Raw genomic sequence first — 13606 nt, forward strand, 5'->3', positions numbered from 1 at the left:
CACCTCGTGTAACGCGCACGAAAATCTAGGCGAGGGTTCCGCCCATCGTCACCCCCTGTCCGCATTGCGGTCCGGCAACGGTCCCGTGACGTCGGACGCCTGACCGAAATGACGCCAAACGTCGGGGCGTTGGTCCAGACCAAGTTTGTCCAGGCCGAGTGGGCGGCTGTTCCCGGAGCGCCGCACAGCCCCCGGGAGAACGGCTCCCCGGGGGCTGTGCGGCGGACAGTGGCGGTGCGGCCGCTCAGTCCAGCGGGCGCTTCAGGCGGGCCACGAACTTGTAGCGGTCGCCCCGGTAGACGGAGCGGACCCATTCGACCGGCTCGCCCTGTCCGTCCAGCGAGTGCCGGGAGAGCATGAGCATCGGCAGCCCCACGTCCGTGCCGAGCAGGCCGGCCTCGCGCGGGGTGGCCAGGGAGGTCTCGATGGTCTCCTCGGCCTCGGCCAGACGCACGTCGTACACCTCGGCCAGCGCCGTGTAGAGCGAGGTGTACTTCACCAGTGAACGCCGCAGCGCCGGGAAGCGTTTGGCCGACAGGTGCGTGGTCTCGATCGCCATCGGCTCACCGCTCGCCAGGCGCAGCCGCTCGATCCGCAGCACGCGCCCGCCCGCGCTGATGTCGAGCAGCCCGGCGAGCGTGTCATCGGCCGTCACATAGCCGATGTCCAGGAGCTGGGACGTCGGTTCCAGCCCCTGGGCACGCATGTCCTCGGTGTACGAGGTGAGCTGCAGGGCCTGCGAGACCTTCGGCTTGGCGACGAAGGTGCCCTTGCCCTGGATGCGCTCCAACCGGCCCTCGACGACCAGTTCCTGGAGTGCCTGGCGCACGGTGGTGCGCGAGGTGTCGAACTCGGCGGCCAGGGTCCGCTCCGGGGGCACGGGTGTGCCCGGCGGCATCGTGTCCGTCATGTCGAGGAGATGTCGCTTCAGCCGGTAGTACTTCGGGACGCGGGCGGTACGCGTGCCCACGCCCGTCTCGTTCTCCGGATTGCCCCCGTCGGCACCCATGGCCCGCCTTCCCGACTGCTGCGTTGCTGCCGTCACCGGCTCCTCCGTCTGTCGCGGCTCACATGGTGGCACGGCCCGGTCACGGGTCGTCGCCCTCCCTCAGGTGTCGGTCCTATAACGGACGCGAGTGCACTTCTTATACACCCTTGACACCCCTAAAGGTCTAGGCCAAGCTCCCGGTACTGGTCTAAACCATTAAAGACCAGGTCCCAGCCCCACTAGTACTCGTCGACGGTCTCCGCGGTGGGCAGGGGTTGCAGCATCCCTGAGGAGGGTGGCGTGAAGCGCAAGCTCATCGCGGCGATCGGCGTCGCGGGCATGTTGGTTTCGATCGCAGCGTGTGGTTCGGACGACGACAAGACGTCGTCGAAGGACCCGAAGGACCGCAATGAAACGGTCACCGTCTGGCTGATGTCGGACGCGCAGAGCACGTGGCCTGAGCTGGTCAAGGACGTCAACACCCAGTTCAAGGCGAAGTACCCCAACGTCAAGGTCAACGTTCAGTACCAGACCTGGGCCGACAAGGCCAAGAAGCTTGACGCCGCCCTGGCCGGCGAGAAGTTCCCGGACGTGGTGGAGCTCGGCAACACCGAGACCATGACGTACATCCTCAACGGGGCTCTCGGCGAGATCGACCCGAAGAAGTACGAGAACTCGGACACCTGGATCAAGGGCCTCAAGGACACCTGCGCGTTCGAGGGCAAGCAGTACTGCGTGCCTTACTACGCCGGCGCCCGTGTCGCGATCTACAACAAGGACATGTTCAAGGCCGGTACCGGCAAGGACACCATCCCCACCACCCAGGACGAGCTGACCGCCGCGCTCGACAAGATCGGCGCGAAGTACGGCAAGGACAAGGCGTTCTCGCCCCTGTACCTGCCGGGCCGCTACTGGTACGCCGCGATGTCCTACGTCGCTGCCGAGGGCGGCCAGATCGCGAAGTACGACGAGGGCAAGAAGGAGTGGAAGTCCTCCCTGTCCACCCCGGAGGCCCAGAAGGGCATCACGGACTTCGTCGAGCTGGTCAAGAAGTACAACCACGGTGACAAGACGAAGGACGAGGCGGACCACGCCAACGTCATGGCCAACGAGAAGACCGCTCTTCTCTACGGCAACGGCTGGGAGGCCGGCAGCGTCGTCGACCCCAAGGCGAACGGCAACGCGAAGCTGACCGACAAGATCGGCACCGCGGGCATGCCCGGCCCGAACGGCAAGGCGCTCCCCTCCTTCATCGGCGGCTCCGACCTGGCCACCATCTCCAAGTCGAAGGTCCAGGACCTCGGCGAGGAGTGGATCTCGCTCTTCACCTCGGAGAAGTCCGAAGCCGTCCTCGCCTCGAAGAACATCCTTCCGAACAACACCAAGCAGCTTGAGCCGCTGAAGGCCAAGCCGGAGACCGCGGCCATCGCCAACGCCGTCCCCGACGCCTGGTTCACTCCGATCGCCCCGGGCTGGACGGCGATCGAGAAGAAGGAAACCCTCGAGATCATGCTGCTCGACATCATCAAGGGCAAGTCGGTCGAGGAGGCCACCAAGGCGGCCGACGCGGAGATCGACTCGATGATCAACAAGGAGTCCTGAGCCCCGAGCTCACGGAGTCCGAGCCGGTGAGTTCATGAGCCACCGACTCACCTGATCGTCTGCGGGGGTGGCAGGCCCGAAAGGGGCTGCCATCCCCGTCCTCCGGTACCCGGTCCGAAACGGAAGGCAAGCACAATGAGTGCCGCCGACATGAAAGCAGCCGACCCGCCGGTGTCCGTCCCGCGGGCCCCTGAGGGCGCGGATCCTCAGCTCGCGAAGAACGTGAACCGTAAACCGCGGAAGGCCGGCGCTCTGCTGCCGTACCTCCTCATAGCACCGGCGTTCGTCGCCATCGCCGCAGTCTTCGTCTGGCCCTTCGTCAAGACGGTCATCATGTCCTTCCAGGACGTGGGCCGCCGCGAACTGTGGTCCGGATCGGACGCACCCTGGGTGGGCTTCGACCAGTTCACCAACATCCTCGGCGACAGCGAGTTCTGGGACGTCGCCTGGCGGACCGTCATCTTCATGGTGGTCTGCGTCTTCGTCACCATGGCCGTCGGCCTCGTCCTGTCCATGCTCATGCAGCGGATGTCCACCTGGGTCCGGCTCCTGCTGACCGCCGCGCTGGTCGCCGCCTGGTCGATGCCGCTGCTGGTCGCCACCTCCATCTTCCGCTGGTTCGCCGACTCCGACTACGGCGTCATCAACATGGTGCTGACCAAGTACCTCGGGATCGACGCGCAGGGCCACAACTGGTTCCTCGACCCCAAGCAGGGCTTCGTCATCATCGGAGCGGTCGTCGTCTGGGGCGCGATCCCCTTCGTCTCCGTGACGCTCTACGCGGCGCTGACCCAGGTCCCCAAGGAGCTCGAAGAGGCCGCCTCGCTCGACGGGGCGGGCACCACCGGGATCTTCCGCTACGTCACCTGGCCGGTCATCAAGCCCGTCTTCCAGATGGTCGCCACGCTCTCCGTGCTGTGGGACTTCAACGTCTTCGGCCAGGTCTTCCTGATGCGCGGCAACAAGCCGGAGCCGGAGTACTCGCTGCTCGGCATCTACTCGTTCGAGAAGGCCTTCGAGTCCAACTCGTTCAGCCAGGGCGCTGCCATCTCCCTCATCACGGTCCTGCTGCTGTCCGGCGTCGCCGTGTACTACCTGCGCCAGCTGCTCAAGATCGGAGAGGTCGAGTGAGCACCTCCACCCCCCAGGTCCTCCGCCCGGACCGCAAGAAGAGCCGCATCGGCTACAACATCGCCGGCCTCGTCGCCTTCGTGCTGATGGCCTTCCCGGTCTACTGGCTGGTCATCAGCTCCCTGCGGCCCAACGCCGAGATCCGCAGCTACGACCAGACGCTCTGGCCCTCGTCGGTCACCTTCGACAACTTCTCCCGCGCCATCGACCAGCCGAACTTCGGTACGGCCATCGAGTCCAGCCTGATCGTCTGCGGGATCGCCGTCATCGGCGGCATGCTGCTCGCCACGATCGCCGCGTTCGCCATCGGCCGGTTCCGCTTCCGCGGCCGCAAGTTCTTCATGATCGTGCTGCTCGTCGTCCAGCTGCTGCCCCCGACGGCGATGCTGATCCCCATCTACATCCAGCTGAACGACCTCGGCGGGCTGAACGAGTACTGGGGCGTCATCGTCATCTACCTCGTCTCCACGCTGCCGTTCGCCACCTGGATGATCCGCGGCTTCGTGATCAACATCCCGCCGGAGCTGGAGGAGTCGGCCATGGTCGACGGCTGCAGCCGGATGGGCGCCTTCTGGCGGATCACCTTCCCGCTGCTGGCCCCGGGCCTGGCCGCCGCTTCGATCTTCTCGCTGATCACGGCCTGGAACGAGTACCTGCTCGCCTACGTCGTCCTCCAGGACAACGAGAAGTACACCCTCAACGTGTGGCTGATGAACTTCACGACCTCGCGAGGCGTCGACTACGGCGCGCTGATGGCCGCATCGACGCTGATCGCCATCCCGGTCGTGGCCTTCTTCCTGCTGGTGCAGAAGTACATGGCGACCGGCCTCACCTCCGGCGCCGTGAAGGGATAACGCTGCCCCATGACCACCCTCGCATCCACCACAGACACCGTCACCCGCGACGCCCTCGCCGTGCTGCAGCCGGGCTTCACCGGCACCACCGCACCGGACTGGCTGCTGCGCCGGGTCGGTGAAGGCCTCTCCTCCGTCGGCCTGTTCGGCCGCAACATCGAGACGCCCGAGCAGCTCGCCGCGCTCACCGCGCAGCTGCGCGCCGAGCGTGACGACGTGCTCGTCGCGATCGACGAGGAGGGTGGCGACGTCACCCGGCTCGAGGTGCGTCAGGGCTCGTCCTTCCCGGGCAACCTGGCACTCGGCTCCGTCGACGACGTCGCACTGACCCGCGCCGTGGCCCAGGAGCTGGGCCGCCGGCTCGCCGACTGCGGCGTCAACCTCAACTGGGCGCCCTCCGCGGACGTCAACTCCAACCCCGGCAACCCGGTCATCGGGGTGCGGTCCTTCGGCGCCGACCCCCACCTGGTCGCCCGGCACACCGCCGCGTACGTCGAGGGCCTCCAGGCCGCCGGTGTCGCCGCCTGCACCAAGCACTTCCCGGGCCACGGCGACACCGCGGTCGACTCGCACCACGCGCTGCCCCGCATCGACGTGGACCTGGAGACCCTGCACGCCCGTGAGCTCGTGCCCTTCCGGGCGGCCATCGCCGCGGGCTCCCGATCGGTGATGAGCGCGCACATCCTGCTTCCCGCCCTCGACCCGCACCGCCCGGCCACCCTGAGCCCGCAGATCCTGACCGGTCTGCTGCGCGAGGAGCTGGGTTACGACGGACTGATCGTCACCGACGCGGTGGAGATGCAGGCCATCGCCTCGACGTACGGGATCGAGCGCGGCTCGGTCCTCGCGATCGCGGCGGGCGCCGACGCGCTCTGCGTCGGCGGCGGACTCGACGACGACAGCACGGTCCTGCGACTGCGTGACGCGCTGGTGGCGGCGGTCCGTGCCGGTGAACTGCCCGAGGAGCGGCTGGCCGACGCCGCCGCCCGGGTGCGGGCCCTCGCGTCCTGGACGCGGCGGGCCAGGGGGACTGCCCCGGAGCCGGGCGCGGCAGTGCAGGAGGGGACCGCGTTCGGCACCGGGGACAGCACGGGCATCGGCTCGGACATCGGCCTGATCGCCGCCCGCCGCGCGGTGAAGGTGACGGGCACGGTCGAGCCGCTCACCGGCCCGGCGTACGTCGCCGCGTTCACCCCGGTCGCGAACATCGCCGTCGGGGACGAGACCCCGTGGGGCGTCGCCGCCGAACTGGCGAGGCTGGTCCCGGGCACCGGAACCGACACGTACAGCGTCCGGACCGAGGCGCCCGCGGCCGGGGTGCTGCGGGCCGCGGGGGAGCGGCGCATCGTCGCGGTCGTCCGCGACGCGCACCGCCACCCGTGGATGACCGAGGCCCTCGACGTGGTGCTCGCGGCGCGTCCGGACACGATCGTGGTCGAGATGGGCGTCCCCCAGGCCGAACCCAGGGGCGCCTTCCACGTGGCCACGCACGGAGCGGCACGGGTCTGCGGCCTGGCGGCGGCGGAAGTCATCACCCAGGCGAAAATAAGCCAGTCCGGCGCTTGAGGACACGGCGTCGCGCCGGGCGGGCGCTGCGGACGCGATCAAGCCCGTCCGGCGATTGAGGACAAAGGCGCTCAGCGGGACGCCCCCGCACGCGAGAGGGCCGGGACACCCCACGGTGCCCCGGCCCTCTCGCGTACCGGCAGAACTAAAGCCCCTGCCACAGCGGCTTCGCCGCATACGTGGCGCGGAAGTAGTCCGCCAGCTTCAGCTTGGACGCCGCCGCCTCGTCGACCACGACCGTCGCGTGCGGGTGCAGCTGCAGCGCCGACGCGGGCACGAGCGCGGCGACCGGCCCCTCGACCGTCTGCGCCACGGCGTCCGCCTTGCCCTCGCCCGTCGCGAGCAGGATCGGATGGCGCGACTCCAGGATCGTGCCGATGCCCTGGGTGATGACGTGGTGCGGCACCTGCTCGATGTCGTCGTCGAAGAAGCGCGCGTTGTCGACGCGGGTCTGCTCGGTCAGCGTCTTGATCCGGGTGCGCGAGGCGAGCGAGGAGCACGGCTCGTTGAAGCCGATGTGCCCGTCCGTGCCGATGCCGAGCAGCTGGAGGTCCACCCCGCCGGCCTCGGCGAGCGCCTTGTCGTACGCCTCGCAGGCGGCCTGGACGTCCTCGGCGGAGCCGTCGGGACCCATGAACGACGCCTCCGAGAGCCCGAGCGGCTCGACGACCTCGCGCAGCACCACCGAGCGGTACGACTCCGGGTGGCCCGTCGGCAGCCCCACGTACTCGTCGAGCTGGCAGATGCGGGCACGCGACGCGTCCACCGCGCCGGAGCGGACCTTTTCGGCCAGCGCCTGGTAGATGGGCAGCGGGGTCGAGCCGGTGGCCACGCCGAGGAGGGCGTCGGGCTTACGGCTGAGCAGGGCGCCGATGGCTCCCGCGATCAGTTCGCCGCCTGCCTTGGCGTCCGGGACGATGACAACTTCCACGCGGGGCCTGCCGATCTGGAGTGGAGACATGTGGTATAGACCAATCTAGGCCTAATCTAGCAGACCTCACGCCCCCGGACACGGCTCCCGGGCCCTGGTCGGGTGAACGTTTTCCGGACCGGAGGGACCGCCCGCACCGGGTGCCGTCCGCTGGCGGGCACGGGGTGGGCCGTGGTCGACTTGAACCACGCGTCGCGACACCTGCGGGAGGCACCGGACATGTCCGCCACGTACCCGGCCGACGAGGCCGAGCAGCCCGGCCGGATCATGTCCGGCGAGATGGCCGAGCAGCCCGCGATGCTCCGTCGCATCCTCGAACGCGGGGCGCCCGCCATCCGGGCGGTGGCCGCCGAGATCGCGGCCAGGAAGCCGCGCTTCGTCCTGCTCACCGCCCGCGGCACCTCGGACAATGCCGCGCTCTACGCGAAGTACCTGCTGGAGATCACGCTCGGGCTGCCCTGCGGACTGGCCTCGATGTCCACGACCACCGCTTACGGCGCGAAACCGGAGCTGAAGGACGTCCTGGTCGTCACCGTCAGCCAGTCCGGCGGATCGCCCGACCTGGTGGCGTCCACGAAGGCGGCCCGCGAGGCGGGCGCGGTCACGCTCGCGGTGACCAACAGCCCGGACTCACCGCTCGCCGCGGTCTCCGAGTACCACATCGACATCCTGGCGGGGCCGGAGAAGGCCCTGCCGGCCACCAAGACGTACACCGCCTCCCTGCTCTCCCTGTACCTCTTCGTGGAGGGGCTGCGCGGCGGCGACGGCGCGGCGGCCGCGATCCTGCCGGAACTCGCCGAGGCGATCCTGGCCCGCAAGGACGAGGTCAAGGCGCTGGCGTCGCGCTACCGCTTCGCCGAGCGCATGGTCATCACCTCGCGGGGCTACGGCTATCCCACGGCCAAGGAAGCCGCCCTGAAGCTGATGGAGACGAGCTACATCCCGGCCCTGTCCTACTCCGGCGCCGATCTGCTGCACGGTCCGCTCGCCATGGTCGACAACATCTCCCCGGTGATCGCCGTGGTCACCGACGGCCGGGGCGGCGAGGCCCTGCAGCCCGTGCTCGACCGGCTGCGCGGCCGCGGGGCCGACCTGTTCGTGGTCGGCCCGAAAGCACAGGTGCAGGCGGCCTCCGCAGGGTTCGTGCTGCCGACGGCCGGGGTCGCCGAGGAGGTCCAGCCGATCCTGGAGATCCTGCCGCTGCAGATGCTCGCCTACGAGGTGACGATCGCCCGCGGTCAGGACCCGGACGCGCCCCGCGCGCTCGCGAAGGTCACCGAGACCCGCTGAGAGGCGGGTGAGGGGGCACGGCCCCGGAAACACCCGCGGGCCGCGGCGCCGGGCCGGGACCCTCAGCCCGACCAGCACCGCAGCCCGGAGCAGGACCGCCCGTTACGGGGCGGTCGGCTCGGCCGACGGTGTGCGGTGCCCCCGGCCGAGGAGAGATACCGGCGCAGTCAGGGCAGAGAGCGCGGTATCTCGGTCCGCTCTCCTGTGCGGGGAGAGCGGAGGCTCTGTCTTGACATTGTGGACTAGACCACTCGCCGGTGTCCATCCGCACGACACGACGATTTCCGGCCCTTCCCCTTGCACGTACGCGCGGGCCGTCCGGTTCGGAAGCTGTGCGCATCCACGGGTACGCTCGCACACGTGCCCTCCATGAACGACCTCGTCCGCCAGCACACCGCCCTGAGTGACACCGACCTCGAGTGGCTCCATCTGCTGGTGTCGGAGTGGCAGCTGCTCTCCGACCTGTCCTTCGCCGACCTCGTCCTCTGGGTCCCCACCCGCGACGGCACCCGATACGTGTCCGTCGCCCAGATGCGGCCCAACACCGGTCCCACCTCCTACCAGGACGACATGGTGGGCCACCTGGTCCCGCGCGGCCGCCGTCCGTTGCTGGACGCGGCGCTGGACGAGGGACGGATCGTGCGCGAGGGCGACCCGGAGTGGCGCGAGGAGGTTCCGGTACGGGTCGAGTCGATCCCCGTACGACGGGAGGGCCGCGTCCTGGGCGTCATCGCGCGCAACACCAACCTGCTCACGGTGCGGACCCCGTCCCGGCTGGAACTCACCTACCTCCAGTCGGCATCCGACCTGGCCCAGATGATCGCGGCCGGGTCCTTCCCGTTCCCCGGCCAGCAGGTCGACATGGACGCCTCGCCCCGGGTCGGCGACGGGCTGGTCCGCCTCGACGCCGACGGCGTCGTCCAGTACGCCAGCCCGAACGGCCTCTCCGCCTACCACCGCCTGGGCCTCGCCTCCGACCTGGTCGGACAGCACCTCGGCGGGATCACCGCCGAACTCGCTCCCTCCCGGGGCCCGGTGGACGAAGCGCTGGTCAAGCTGGCCAGCGGTTACGCGCCCCGAGAGTTCGAGGTCGAGTGCGCGGGCGGCGTCATCCAGCTCCGGGCGATCCCCCTCAAGCCCAAGGGGGTCCGCATCGGTTCCCTGGTCCTCCTGCGCGACGTCACCGAACTGCGTCGCCGAGAGCGTGAGTTGATCACCAAGGACGCCACCATCCGGGAGATCCACCACCGGGTGAAGAACAACCTCCAGACGGTTGCCGCCCTGTTGCGCCTGCAGTCCCGTCGCATGGACTCCGAGCAGGGCCGCGAGGCGCTCAACGAGGCGGTGCGGCGCGTCGGTTCGATCGCCATCGTGCATGAGACGCTGTCCCAGAATCTGGACGAGCGGGTGGAGTTCGACGAGATCGCGGACCGGGTCATCGCCATGGTCGCCGAGATCTCACCGGGCAAGGTGACCTGCCGCCGGACGGGACGCTTCGGCATCCTCGACGCCGAAGTGGCCACACCGCTGGCGATGGTCCTCACCGAGGTGCTGCAGAACGCTCTGGAGCACGCGTTCGGCGTGGCCGAGTCCGGCACGGTCGAGGTCTCCGCGGTGCGTGGCGGATCAACCGGTGAGGCGCGGCTGCTGATCACCGTTCAGGACGACGGCTGCGGTCTGCCCGAGGGATTCGACCCGCAGCGTGCCGGGAATCTGGGGCTCCAGATCGTGCGCACGCTGGTGGAGGGAGAGCTGGGCGGCTCGTTCGGCATGGTGCCGGCGCCCGAGCGCGGCACCCAGGTCGTCCTCGACATCCCGGTCCGCGCCGCCAAGTAGCATCCGCCGCCCCGGTCGGCGGCGGCACACAGCAGAGAGCCCGGACCGTGGGTGACGGTCCGGGCTCTCTGGTCAAGCATGCGCTTCGGGGGTACTGCGCGCTGCGACTCGGGGGGCGGGGTGATGCGTACACTCCGTACGCGCCGCCTGGCTGAGGTTCGTAGCGGTGGCGTCGGTCAGGCGCTGGCGTTGCGCGCCCGGTTGCGAGCGGCGCGGCGCTTCATTGCGCGGCGCTCGTCCTCGCTGAGGCCACCCCAGACGCCGGAGTCCTGGCCGGACTCGAGCGCCCACTGCAGGCACTGCTCCATGACGGGGCAGCGACGGCAGACGGCCTTGGCTTCCTCGATCTGCAGCAGCGCAGGACCGGTGTTGCCGATGGGGAAGAACAGCTCCGGGTCTTCCTCACGACAAACGGCGTTGTGACGCCAGTCCATGGCTGCTACCTCTCCTGGTATACGTACGGTGCTTGTGAATGTGAACGCTTTCACGAATCCCCCCGCACGTGTCGGGCCGACGCCCAGATGAACTGGTTGTGGTCCTGTGCAGTGAGGAGGGGTTCTGGCTTTCAGTGGAGGCCGTTGTTGCGGGCCGTCCCGATCGCCATGTAGAGATTCGCAAACCTCGGCGACGGATACAACCCCTTCTGGAAAGTTTTTTTTGATTCCTCGGTGTCGGCTAGGTCACAGCCGTACTTCTAGAGGGTGGAAGCCAGTCCAAACGTTCGAGTTAAAGGACTTTGGTCCCTTCCACTCACACAATCACACGCAGTGCACGGCGTACGCCTGTGAACGTCACACTTGTACGCAGCCCCAGGTGGTCACCGTCCATCTGGAAGGGCAGTGGAGCCTTTGAATGCAAGGTGAAGTCCGTGAGGTCATGCAGTGAAACCGCGTGCTTGCCGCGCGGGCCCTTTTCCGGACTCGAAGTGAGCAGCTGGGTGGCGTAGCGGGTGACCGCGGCGGTGGACAGACGCTGCAGGCCGAGGACGTCCAGGGCGGTGTCGAACGAGGCCTTCGGGGAGGCGTATATCGGCCGGTTCCCCAGGTAGGTCCAGGGTGCCGTGTTGCAGATTATGGAGAGCGCGAGGTCGGTGACCGGCTCCTGGCCCGGCACCTCCAGCGTGATCACTCCCTGCCGCCGGTGCGGCTCGTCCAGGAACTGGCGCATCACCTGGCGCACGTACAGCGCATGGGTCGAACGCTTGCCGCGCTCGCGCTGCTGTTCGACGCGGCCGATCACTCCGGCGTCGAATCCGAGGCCGGCGCAGAAGGTGAACCAGCGGTCCGGGACCGACTCGTCCTCCGTGCCGGGGGTGCCCGCCGCCAGGCCCAGGCCCACGGTGCGCTCCGTGCGGCCGGCCAGTGCGTCCAGGATGGCGCCGGTCGCCTCCACGGCGTCGTTCGGCAGACCGAGGGCACGCGCGAAGACGTTGGTCGAGCCGCCGGGGACCACCGCGAGTTTCGGCAGCTTGTCGATGTCCGGGCCGTTGTGGAGCAGACCGTTGACGACCTCGTTGACCGTGCCGTCGCCGCCGAGTGCGACCACGAGGTCGATGTCGTCGCTGTCGGCGGCCTGCCGCCCCAGGTCGCGGGCGTGCCCCCGGTACTCCGTGGACACGGCCTCCAGCTTCATTTCGCTGGCCAGTGCATGGATCAGCACGTCACGGGTCCGCGCGCTGGTGGTGGTAGCAGCTGGGTTGACCACAAGAAGTGCGCGCATGACCGCCAGGGTACCTACCGCGAGGTATTGGCCTGAAGTCCTGCCCGGCGGCGTTCACGCTGGGTGACGGAACGGGCGCGGTCCGACGGTCCGGGCGCGGCGTCCCGCGGCGTCGGCCAGGTCACCCCGCCGGGGCCCGGCGGTCTTTTGACCCCGGCTTCGCTTTCGCGTGCCCGGGATGCCAACCTGCAAGGGTGAGTACTCAGCAGAACGCGCCCTCGCCGATGCCCTCGGCCGAACCGCCGAAGCCGGCCAGGATCACGCTGGTGGCCGGAATCAGCGCCCTCGAAGGCGCGGCCCTCGTCATCGGCGGTGTCTCCATGCTGGCCATGGGCCTGCTCGGCCGCCCCGACAGCCCGCAGCAGGCCGAGATGGGCGGCCTGACGGTCATCGCGCTGGGGCTGATCCCGCTCTTCGCCGCTCGTGGACTGCTCCTGCGGCGCAGCTGGAGCCGTGGACCGGCGCTCATCACGCAGATCATCGCGCTGCCGGTGGCCTGGACGCTGCTGCGGTCCCACGGGCTGCTGATCCCGGCCGGCATCGTGCTCGCCGCGGCGGCGCTGACCGCGCTCTACCAGCTGGCCCGGCCGGCGACCATCGAGGCCCTCGGCATCCGCAGGCCGGGCTCGGAGCCCGACACGGACGGCGTCGACGCCTGAGGGGCCGGCGGGCGGCCTGGCGGCCTCAGGGGCGGCCGGACGCCGCCCCGTACGGCCTGCCTACTCCTCGACGAGCAGCCGCTCGCGCAGCTGGGCCAGCGTGCGGGCCAGCAGCCGGGAGACGTGCATCTGCGAGATGCCGACCTCCTGGGCGATCTGCGACTGGGTCATGTTGCCGAAGAAGCGGAGCAGCAGGATCCGCTTCTCTCGTGGCGGCAGGTCCTCCAGCAGCGGCTTGAGCGACTCCCGGTACTCGACACCCTCCAGCGCCTCGTCCTCGGAGCCGAGCGTGTCTGCGACCGCGGGGGACTCGTCGTCCGTGTCCGGCACGTCCAGCGAGAGGGTGCTGTACGCATTGGCCGATTCCAGACCCTCCAGGACCTCTTCCTCGGAGATGCCGAGCCGCTCCGCCAGCTCGTGCACCGTGGGCGAGCGGCCGTGCTGCTGGGAGAGCTCCGCGGTCGCCGTGGTCAGGGACAGCCGCAGCTCCTGGAGCCGGCGCGGTACGCGCACCGCCCAGCCCTTGTCGCGGAAGTGCCGCTTGATCTCACCGACGACCGTGGGTGTCGCGTACGTCGAGAACTCGACGCCCCGCTCCGGGTCGAACCGGTCCACCGACTTGATCAGCCCGATCGTGGCGACCTGGGTCAGATCGTCCAGCGGCTCGCCGCGGTTGCGGAAGCGCCGGGCCAGGTGCTCCACCAGCGGCAGGTGCATCCGCACCAGCCGGTTGCGCAGCTCCGCCTTCTGGGGTGATCCGTCCGGGAGCTTGCCCAGCTCGATGAACAACGCCCGCGCCCCGCTGCGGTCGTGTGGATCGTGGTGCCCGTGCTCGCTCATCTGGCCCGCCCGCTCCGCCTGCGACTGCTCCACCGCGACCGTAGGGCCGGCTGACCCCTCAGCCCCGCCCGCCGCACGGGGCAGGTCCGCCCCGTCCACCGGATGAGGCAGGGCCTGCTGTTCCGGGATGCCCGCTGGGCGCACCACCCCTGGTCGGATCGTCTCGTCCCGCACAGGACCGTCCCCGTTC

The 13606-nt window shown here is 69.4% G+C and carries 12 protein-coding genes; 7 read left to right on the top strand and 5 right to left on the bottom strand.

What is annotated here, in order from left to right:
* Nucleotides 1-244: 244 nt before the first annotated feature.
* A complete protein-coding gene (locus ABZ454_RS13895) occupies nucleotides 245-1009 on the bottom strand; it encodes a GntR family transcriptional regulator (protein ID WP_359538072.1) in 765 nt (254 codons plus the stop codon).
* Between the two features lie 279 nt (nucleotides 1010-1288).
* On the opposite strand from ABZ454_RS13895, the gene ABZ454_RS13900 reads away from it, so the two are divergent.
* From ABZ454_RS13900 to ABZ454_RS13915, 4 genes are all read left to right on the top strand, one after another.
* Nucleotides 1289-2590, top strand: a complete 1302-nt coding sequence (locus ABZ454_RS13900; RefSeq protein WP_356316858.1) for a sugar ABC transporter substrate-binding protein — start codon at nucleotides 1289-1291, stop codon at nucleotides 2588-2590.
* Between the two features lie 135 nt (nucleotides 2591-2725).
* Nucleotides 2726-3721 carry a sugar ABC transporter permease gene (locus tag ABZ454_RS13905; protein ID WP_356316861.1) on the top strand — a complete coding sequence of 332 codons (996 nt, stop codon included), beginning with the start codon at nucleotides 2726-2728 and terminating at the stop codon, nucleotides 3719-3721.
* Nucleotides 3718-4575: a carbohydrate ABC transporter permease gene (locus tag ABZ454_RS13910; protein ID WP_356316863.1), complete on the top strand. Its 858-nt coding sequence runs from the start codon at nucleotides 3718-3720 to the stop codon at nucleotides 4573-4575. The genes ABZ454_RS13905 and ABZ454_RS13910 overlap by 4 nt, the downstream gene beginning before the upstream one ends.
* 9 nt (nucleotides 4576-4584) lie before the next feature.
* Nucleotides 4585-6141: a glycoside hydrolase family 3 protein gene (locus ABZ454_RS13915; RefSeq protein WP_359537909.1), complete on the top strand. Its 1557-nt coding sequence runs from the start codon at nucleotides 4585-4587 to the stop codon at nucleotides 6139-6141.
* A 145-nt stretch (nucleotides 6142-6286) separates the two neighbouring features.
* Here ABZ454_RS13915 and nagB read toward each other — a convergent pair whose 3' ends face one another.
* The gene (gene nagB / locus ABZ454_RS13920; RefSeq protein WP_356316979.1) at nucleotides 6287-7072 is read right to left on the bottom strand and encodes a glucosamine-6-phosphate deaminase; all 786 of its coding nucleotides are present in this window, start codon (nucleotides 7070-7072) and stop codon (nucleotides 6287-6289) included.
* A gap of 219 nt (nucleotides 7073-7291) precedes the next feature.
* Here nagB and ABZ454_RS13925 point away from each other — a divergent pair, with 219 nt between their 5' ends.
* Together ABZ454_RS13925 and ABZ454_RS13930 are read left to right on the top strand one after the other, a co-directional pair.
* Nucleotides 7292-8362, top strand: coding sequence for an SIS domain-containing protein (locus tag ABZ454_RS13925; RefSeq protein WP_356316867.1), 1071 nt, complete (start codon nucleotides 7292-7294; stop codon nucleotides 8360-8362).
* 369 nt (nucleotides 8363-8731) lie between these two features.
* Nucleotides 8732-10198, top strand: coding sequence for a histidine kinase N-terminal domain-containing protein (locus tag ABZ454_RS13930; protein WP_356316981.1), 1467 nt, complete (start codon nucleotides 8732-8734; stop codon nucleotides 10196-10198).
* 176 nt (nucleotides 10199-10374) lie between these two features.
* On the opposite strand, the gene ABZ454_RS13935 is transcribed toward ABZ454_RS13930, so the two are convergent.
* Nucleotides 10375-10632 (bottom strand): WhiB family transcriptional regulator, encoded by a 258-nt coding sequence (locus ABZ454_RS13935; RefSeq protein WP_003953983.1) that lies wholly within the window; start codon nucleotides 10630-10632, stop codon nucleotides 10375-10377.
* A gap of 316 nt (nucleotides 10633-10948) precedes the next feature.
* Nucleotides 10949-11917, bottom strand: a complete 969-nt coding sequence (locus ABZ454_RS13940) for a diacylglycerol kinase family protein (protein WP_359537912.1) — start codon at nucleotides 11915-11917, stop codon at nucleotides 10949-10951.
* Nucleotides 11918-12183: 266 nt separating this feature from the next.
* Between ABZ454_RS13940 and ABZ454_RS13945 the strand changes: the two genes are divergently transcribed.
* The gene (locus tag ABZ454_RS13945) at nucleotides 12184-12576 is read left to right on the top strand and encodes a hypothetical protein (RefSeq protein ID WP_359538074.1); all 393 of its coding nucleotides are present in this window, start codon (nucleotides 12184-12186) and stop codon (nucleotides 12574-12576) included.
* Nucleotides 12577-12636: 60 nt separating this feature from the next.
* Here ABZ454_RS13945 and ABZ454_RS13950 read toward each other — a convergent pair whose 3' ends face one another.
* Entirely contained in the window at nucleotides 12637-13590 is a 954-nt protein-coding gene (locus ABZ454_RS13950) for an RNA polymerase sigma factor SigF (RefSeq protein WP_356316985.1), read from the bottom strand.
* Between the last annotated feature and the right edge of the window lie 16 nt (nucleotides 13591-13606).

Origin of the sequence: Streptomyces sp. NPDC005803 (genome assembly GCF_040630435.1) — a bacterium.
GTDB lineage: Bacteria > Actinomycetota > Actinomycetes > Streptomycetales > Streptomycetaceae > Streptomyces.

What these genes read in the sequence shown, in the direction of transcription:
- ABZ454_RS13895 (WP_359538072.1), bottom strand. Translation starts at nt 1,009, where the DNA reads ATGGGTGCCGACGGGGGCAATCCGGAGAACGAGACGGGCGTGGGCACG.
- ABZ454_RS13905 (WP_356316861.1), top strand. Translation starts at nt 2,726, where the DNA reads ATGAGTGCCGCCGACATGAAAGCAGCCGACCCGCCGGTGTCCGTCCCG.
- ABZ454_RS13915 (WP_359537909.1), top strand. Translation starts at nt 4,585, where the DNA reads ATGACCACCCTCGCATCCACCACAGACACCGTCACCCGCGACGCCCTC.
- ABZ454_RS13925 (WP_356316867.1), top strand. Translation starts at nt 7,292, where the DNA reads ATGTCCGCCACGTACCCGGCCGACGAGGCCGAGCAGCCCGGCCGGATC.
- ABZ454_RS13930 (WP_356316981.1), top strand. Translation starts at nt 8,732, where the DNA reads ATGAACGACCTCGTCCGCCAGCACACCGCCCTGAGTGACACCGACCTC.
- ABZ454_RS13935 (WP_003953983.1), bottom strand. Translation starts at nt 10,632, where the DNA reads ATGGACTGGCGTCACAACGCCGTTTGTCGTGAGGAAGACCCGGAGCTG.
- ABZ454_RS13940 (WP_359537912.1), bottom strand. Translation starts at nt 11,917, where the DNA reads ATGCGCGCACTTCTTGTGGTCAACCCAGCTGCTACCACCACCAGCGCG.